Source organism: Aureimonas sp. Leaf427, from assembly GCF_001425485.1.
Classification (GTDB): Bacteria; Pseudomonadota; Alphaproteobacteria; order Rhizobiales; family Rhizobiaceae; genus Plantimonas.
Map to the genome: position 1 here is coordinate 1 of NZ_LMQW01000038.1, position 6,461 is coordinate 6,461.

Genomic DNA, 6,461 nt, shown 5'->3' on the forward strand with positions numbered 1-6,461 from the left:
TCGCTACTCGTTACGACCGCCGCACCATCCACTTCAAAGGCTTCGTCCACTTGGCCGGCGCCATGCTCTGGTTGGGCTGAATGTCGATCCGGCCTAGAGCGCGTTCTACCTGATTGGGAGGCCAGCCCTGTTGAAATGACGGCGCTCTGGCAGAAAGACCGGATCACGGGTCGTCTGGTGGCCGCGATCGTCTCTGAGTTCGTCGAAGCATTCGATGAGACGTCGAGCGAACAGCGGCCTCCGTAGGTTGATGCGATCGTCTTGGTCGAACTGTTCGCGAGGAACGGCAGCTTACGGGACGATGCGGAGCTGATCCAAGCGTCTTAGTTGGGTCGACAGCCGTCACTTCGAATTGGCCGCGCGAGGCGATCATCAGTGCGTCTCGTGCAGGCACTCGCCATGGTCGCCGAGCACCTCGATCACACGGCAGTCGGCGACGGAGTGGTTCGTGCAGTCCGCCATCCGCGCGACTTCCGTCCGCAGCGCCGTCAGCCGGGCGATCTTGTGGTCGATGTCCGCGAGATGGGCCCGCGCGATCCCGTCCGCGCCTTCACAGGGGCGATCCGGTTCTCCCGCCATCGCCAACAGCTCGCGGATCGGGGCGATCTCGAACCCCAGTTCCCTGGCATGGCGGATGAACCGCAGGCGTCGCATGTCGGCGGCGTCATAGAGGCGACGGTTGCCTTCCGTGCGCGGCGGCGTCGGCAGGAGACCGATCTCCTCGTAGTAGCGGATCGTCGGCACTTTGATGCCGCTCGCCTTCGATGCCGCACCGATCGGGACGCCCGTCTTCATTATCCACTTGCTCCTCTAGCCACATGAGGAAGTAGGCCTCCTTGGCAACCGACGCAAGGAGACCGCCATGAGCGCCGCATCGAGCGAGACCCGCTACCGGGTGACAGGCATGGATTGTGCGGGATGCGCCTCCAAGATCGACACGGCCGTGCGGAAATTGCCCGGCGTCGAGGAGGTTTCCGTGTCGGTCTCGGCGGGAACGTTGAAGGTCCGCCACGGCGACGACGTCGACGGCGACCGGATCATGCGGCAGGTGCGCAACCTCGGCTACGGCGCGGAGCCCGCGAACGCGAACGCCGCTCCCGGCGGTCTGTCCTCGGAAAGCGGGCACCACTCGCACGACGACGGCCATGGGCATGCCCACGGCACCGCCTCGGACGGTGACGCTCCGTGGTGGCGCACGAAGAAGGCCAAGTTGACGGCAGCCTGCGGAGCGGCCCTTCTCGCCGCCTATGCCTTGGGCCACCTGTTCCCCCAAGTCGAGCGTGTCGCGTTCCTGCTGGCGCTTGCCGTCGGCTTGGTGCCCGTCGCGTGGCGCGCGATCACCGCGGCCCGATACGGCACGCCGTTCTCGATCGAGACACTGATGACCATCGCCGCCGTGGGCGCCATGTTCATCGGCGCGGAGGAGGAGGCGGCGGCCGTCCTGCTGCTGTTCCTGATCGGCGAGATGCTGGAAGGAGTCGCCGCCGGACGTGCCCGGGCCAGCATCCAAGGCCTGACCGCGCTCGTGCCGAAGACCGCGATCGTAGAGGTGAACGGCGAGACGACCGAGGTGCCTGCCGAGAGCCTTCGCGTCGGTGCGATCATCCTGGTGCGTCCGGGCGACCGCGTTCCGGCCGACGGGACCATCACGGAAGGAGCGAGCGAGATCGACGAGGCGCCGGTGACGGGCGAGAGCGTGCCGAAGCGCAAGGTCGTGGGCGATCCCGTCTTCGCCGGCACGATCAACGCCGGCGGCGTGCTGCGCGTCCGTGTGACGGCGGCGGCCTTCGACAACACGATCGCGCGCGTCGTCCGGCTGGTTGAGGAGGCGCAGGAGTCGAAGTCGCCGACCGAGCGCTTCATCGACCGCTTCTCGAAGGTCTACACCCCCGCCGTTCTCGTCGTCGGCGCCCTCGTCGCCGTCGTTCCGCCGCTGGCGTTCGGTGGCGCGTGGGACGAGTGGATCTACAAGGGCCTCGCCATCCTCCTGATCGGCTGCCCCTGCGCGCTCGTAATCTCCACGCCCGCGGCCATCGCCGCCGGCCTGTCGGCGGGCGCCCGCCGCGGCCTCCTGATGAAGGGCGGCGCCGTGCTGGAGACGCTGGGCAAGATCACTGCGATCGCCTTTGACAAGACGGGCACGCTGACGGCAGGCAAGCCCGTCGTGACCGACATCGTCGCGGGCAGCCGCCCCGGACCCTACGTCCTTTCGCTGGCCTCCGCGCTCGAGAAGGGCTCCAGCCATCCGCTGGCGGTGGCGATCCTCGATCGTGCCAGGGCCGACAAGGTTCCGATGCCGCCGTCGTTCGACGCGAACGCCATTGCTGGCGAAGGCATCGAGGGCGGCGTCGGCGGGGAGCGGGTGTTCCTCGGGTCGCCGCAGGCCGCCGACAAGCGCACGCCCCTTTCGGCAAGCCAAGGGAACGCGATCGCGGCGCTGAACGCCGAGGGCAAGACGGTGTCGGTGGTCGTCGTCGACGGCACCGTCGCGGGCTTCATCGCCATGCGTGACGAGGCGCGGCCGGACGCGGTCGATGGTCTCGCGAGCCTGAAGGCATCCGGCATCCGGACCGTCATGCTGACGGGCGACAACAAGCGCACCGCCGGGGCCGTGGCGGCGGGCCTCGGGATCGAGGCGCGCGCCGAGCTTCTCCCGCAGGACAAGCAACGCATCGTGCGCGAGCTCCAGGCCGAGGGGTTCAAGGTCGCCAAGATCGGCGACGGTATCAACGACGCCCCGGCGCTGGCGGCCGCCGACATCGGCATCGCCATGGGCGGCGGCACCGACGTCGCCCTGGAGACGGCGGACGCCGCCGTGCTGCACGGACGGGTGCGGGACATCCCCGACATGATCGCCCTCGCGAAGAGCGTCATGGGCAACATCCGGATGAACATCGCCATCGCGCTCGGCTTGAAGGCGGTGTTCCTCGTCACGACCGTTGTCGGCATCACGGGCCTCTGGCCGGCCATCCTCGCCGACACGGGCGCCACCGTCCTCGTCACCGCCAACGCCATGCGGCTGCTCGGATGGAAGCCGCGGTGAACGAAGCCGTCGACCAACTCCTTCGGTTCGGCCCGCTTGTCATGCTGGCCGTCACCGCAGCATGGCTGGCGCTCGCCACCCGTCGGACGTCGGCCTCCATCGGCAGCCGTGCCTACGGCTTCGGGCAGAGCGCCCGCCAGCGGCTCGCGCGGCTGCTGTTCGCCGGATCGGTCGTCGGCGCTGTCCTGGCGCTCGTGGCGTACGCAACGGGAGCCACCACGCCGTTCCTCAACCCGATGACGGGCGAGGCCTCGATCGTACGCCTTGCCGGGTTGTTCCTGGCCATGAGCGGACAGGCCCTGACGCTGTTCGCTCAAGACGACATGGGTCGCAGATGGCGGGTCGGTGTCCCGGAAGTGGCGCCCGACGCGCTGGTCACGACGGGTTTATTTGGCCTGTCCCGCAATCCCGTGTTCCTCGGGATGCTCGCCATGGCGGCCGGGCTCGCGGTGGCGGTCCCGGCGCCCGCGATGATCGCCTGCGCGGGTGTCTTCTGGATCGCATGCGAGATCCAGGTCCGGGACGAGGAGCGCTTCCTCCAGCGCTCGTTCGGCCCCGCATACCTCGCCTACCGAAGCGCCGTCCGGCGCTGGATCTGACGACCCGAGGAGAATGAACCCATGATGTCCAAGCGCACGACATTCCTCGCGGGCGCCCTGGCGCTCCTGTCCACGACCGCCATGGCGGCCGAGACCGTCGAGATGTTCTCCACGTCGGGGTGCGGCTGCTGCATCGGCTGGATGAAGCACCTCGAGGAGGCCGGGTTCGAAGTCTCGAACGAGAACCTCGCCATGGCCGATCTCTACGCCAAGAAGACGGGCGCTGGATTGAAGCCAGGCCAGACCTCCTGCCACACGGGCTTCGTCGGCGGCTACGTCGTCGAGGGCCACGTTCCGGCCGCCGAGGTGAAGCGCCTGCTCACCGAGAAGCCGAACGCGATCGGTCTTGCCGTGCCCGACATGCCTGCGGGCAGCCCAGGCATGGGAACCAGCGACGAGCCCTACGAGGTGCTCCTCGTCGCCCGCGACGGTACGTCGACGGTGTTCGCGCGGTACCCGAAGTGAGGTCTCTCGTCGCCGCGACCTCCCTTGGCCTGGCCGTCCTGCTCGGGCCGGCCAGCGGGCACGAGTTCAGGGCCGGCAACCTCACGATCGACCATCCGTCCTCCCGCCCGACGCCGCCGAACGCAAAGGTCGGCGTCGGCTACCTCTCGATCCGCAACGACGGAACCGAGCCGGATCGGCTGGTCGGCGGGACCGCGACCGTCGCCGGGCGGTTCGAGGTCCATGCCACGACCGTCGAGAACGGCGTCGCGCGCATGCGGCGCGTCGAGGACGGGATCCTCGTCGAACCCGGGGCCACCGTCGACCTCGCCTCCGGTGGCACCCACGTCATGCTGCTCGACCTGAAGGGGCCGATCGTGAAGGGCACGTCGTTCGACGGCACCCTTGTCTTCGAGCGTGCCGGGACCGTCCCCGTCCGGTTCTCGGTCGAGGGCTTCGGCGCGGCTGCCGCCGCGCCTTCGCACGCGGGGCACCAGCCATGACGCTTCGCGCCGTCCGCCGCTGGCTCTGGGGCGCTGTTGCGGTCGCCGCGGGTGTCCTTGCCGGCGCGGCATGGATCATGCCCGGGGCGGCGCCCACACCCGCCGCGTCCACGACGTCGCTCACGCCGGTCGGCGGCGAGTTCAAGCTGGTCGACGAGGACGGGAAGCCAAGGACGTGGGCCGACTTCCGCGGCAAGCCCGTCGCCGTTTTCTTCGGCTTCACGCACTGCCCCGACATCTGCCCGACGACGCTCGGCGAACTGTCGGTGCTCCTCGCCGATCTAGGCCCTCGCTCCAACGACCTTCAGGTCGTGCTGGTCAGCGGAGACCCCGAGCGCGACACGCCCGAGGTGCTGAACGCCTATCTCCAATCCTTCGATCCGCGGATCGTTGGACTGACGGGTCAGGAGGCGGAGGTCGACCGGGCGTTCGCCTCCTTCAAGGCCTACAGGAAGAAGGTGCCGACGGAGGGCGGCGACTACACGGTCGACCACTCGGCCGGGGTCTACCTCTACGACCGCGACGGCGGCTTCGCCGGGACGCTCGACATGCACGAGGACATGAAGGTCCGGCGGCAGAAGGTGGAACGTCTGCTCGCGGTCGGGGCGTGACAGCAGAGTTCAACGCGCCTTGCGGGTCGGCGCGTGGAAGTCGGGCGCCTTGTTGGCGATCCAGCGCAGGAAGCGGGCCACCTCAGGGTTGGTTTCCAAAGGTAGCGCCTCCTCCGCATGCCGTTCCAGATCAAGGTTCGTGAAGCAGGCATGGATCGTCCGGTGACAGATCGGGTGGACCGGAACCGTGTCACGTCCACCGCGGCTCTTCGGAAGCGGATGGTGCCATTCGGTTCGACGGCCGAGAGGACGGGCGCAGAGCCAGCAGCGCGCGGGCCCGGCGGCTGGCGTCGGCGACGGCTCCACCCAGTGTCCCGGTTTTCGATGTTTGCGCGCCACCGCTTGGGTACCCTCCAGTGAATGCTGGTGAGATGAGAGGATGTCTCGGTCCGTTCAAGCGGACATGCGGACGCAACGTGCGCGCCCTCCGACGAACGATGAAAGACACCTGAGGATGAACCATCTGCGCGAGACGCTCGAAGCCAGACAGGTGGCGATCTACTTCGCGACAATCCTGGCAGCCGTCGCGGCGTCGTTCGCCCTTCCAACGACGGGCCTCGCGTCGGCCATCGATCCCGCCTTGGCCTTCATGCTGTTCGTCACCTTCCTTCAGGTCCCGTTGGCCGATCTCTGGCGCGCCCTCCTTCAGGTCCGGTTCCTCGCCACCCTGGCAGGGGCGAACTTTGTGGCGATCCCCGTTCTGGTGTTCGGCCTCCTCCAGTTCCTGCCCGCCGACCCCATGCTCCGCCTCGGCGTCCTCATGGTGCTGCTGGCGCCCTGCATCGACTACGTCGTGACCTTCGCCCAGATCGGCCGGGCCGACGCTCGGCTCCTGTTGGCCTCGACGCCCGCGCTGCTCGTCCTCCAGATGCTCCTGCTGCCTGTCTACCTCGGCCTCCTCCTCGGCGAAGACGCCGCTCGGCTGGTTCAGGTCGGGCCGTTCCTCCATGCCTTCGTCTTGCTGATCGCGATCCCGCTGGCCCTTGCCGCGGTCGTCCAGTTCGGCGCGACGCGCAGCGCCGTGGCCGAGCGTGTCCGGAAGAGCCTCGGGGTGATGCCCGTTCCGGCGACGGCGCTCGTCCTGTTCCTGGTCTTCGCGGCGGTCGTGCCTCAGCTCGGGCTCGCAGTCGACGGCGCGCTCCGCGTGGTGCCGATCTACGTCGCCTAGGCCGGATCGACATTCAGGATTCCCAATCGGGTTGATCGCTGATTCATAGGGTTCCGTGTTGCGACACGGAGCTTTGGATGGCGACCAAGCGGT

General features: G+C 68.4%; 7 protein-coding genes. 6 read left to right on the top strand and 1 reads right to left on the bottom strand.

Features of this window, described 5'->3' with window-relative positions:
- Window positions 1-372: 372 nt before the first annotated feature.
- Entirely contained in the window at window positions 373-795 is a 423-nt protein-coding gene (locus tag ASG62_RS17785; protein WP_056695756.1) for a MerR family transcriptional regulator, read from the bottom strand.
- A gap of 67 nt (window positions 796-862) precedes the next feature.
- Between ASG62_RS17785 and ASG62_RS17790 the strand changes: the two genes are divergently transcribed.
- The 6 genes from ASG62_RS17790 to ASG62_RS17820 all read left to right on the top strand — a co-directional run bounded on the left by ASG62_RS17790 (window position 863) and on the right by ASG62_RS17820 (window position 6,368).
- Entirely contained in the window at window positions 863-3,043 is a 2,181-nt protein-coding gene (locus ASG62_RS17790) for a heavy metal translocating P-type ATPase (protein ID WP_057180542.1), read from the top strand.
- Window positions 3,040-3,642, top strand: coding sequence for a methyltransferase family protein (locus ASG62_RS17795; RefSeq protein ID WP_057180544.1), 603 nt, complete (start codon window positions 3,040-3,042; stop codon window positions 3,640-3,642). Before ASG62_RS17790 ends, ASG62_RS17795 begins: the two co-directional genes overlap by 4 nt.
- 21 nt (window positions 3,643-3,663) lie before the next feature.
- On the top strand, window positions 3,664-4,107 hold the full coding sequence (locus tag ASG62_RS17800; RefSeq protein WP_056695762.1) for a DUF411 domain-containing protein: 444 nt from the start codon (window positions 3,664-3,666) through the stop codon (window positions 4,105-4,107).
- Window positions 4,104-4,589, top strand: coding sequence for a copper chaperone PCu(A)C (locus tag ASG62_RS17805; protein WP_056695763.1), 486 nt, complete (start codon window positions 4,104-4,106; stop codon window positions 4,587-4,589). Before ASG62_RS17800 ends, ASG62_RS17805 begins: the two co-directional genes overlap by 4 nt.
- Window positions 4,586-5,200: an SCO family protein gene (locus tag ASG62_RS17810; RefSeq protein WP_056695766.1), complete on the top strand. Its 615-nt coding sequence runs from the start codon at window positions 4,586-4,588 to the stop codon at window positions 5,198-5,200. The genes ASG62_RS17805 and ASG62_RS17810 overlap by 4 nt, the downstream gene beginning before the upstream one ends.
- Window positions 5,201-5,654: 454 nt before the next feature.
- The gene (locus ASG62_RS17820; protein ID WP_056695772.1) at window positions 5,655-6,368 is read left to right on the top strand and encodes a hypothetical protein; all 714 of its coding nucleotides are present in this window, start codon (window positions 5,655-5,657) and stop codon (window positions 6,366-6,368) included.
- The last annotated feature ends 93 nt before the right edge of the window (window positions 6,369-6,461 follow it).

Bases quoted from the DNA above. Each gene is read 5' to 3' on its own strand.
- ASG62_RS17785 (WP_056695756.1), bottom strand. From the start codon at position 795: ATGAAGACGGGCGTCCCGATCGGTGCGGCATCGAAGGCGAGCGGCATC.
- ASG62_RS17790 (WP_057180542.1), top strand. From the start codon at position 863: ATGAGCGCCGCATCGAGCGAGACCCGCTACCGGGTGACAGGCATGGAT.
- ASG62_RS17800 (WP_056695762.1), top strand. From the start codon at position 3,664: ATGATGTCCAAGCGCACGACATTCCTCGCGGGCGCCCTGGCGCTCCTG.
- ASG62_RS17810 (WP_056695766.1), top strand. From the start codon at position 4,586: ATGACGCTTCGCGCCGTCCGCCGCTGGCTCTGGGGCGCTGTTGCGGTC.
- ASG62_RS17820 (WP_056695772.1), top strand. From the start codon at position 5,655: ATGAACCATCTGCGCGAGACGCTCGAAGCCAGACAGGTGGCGATCTAC.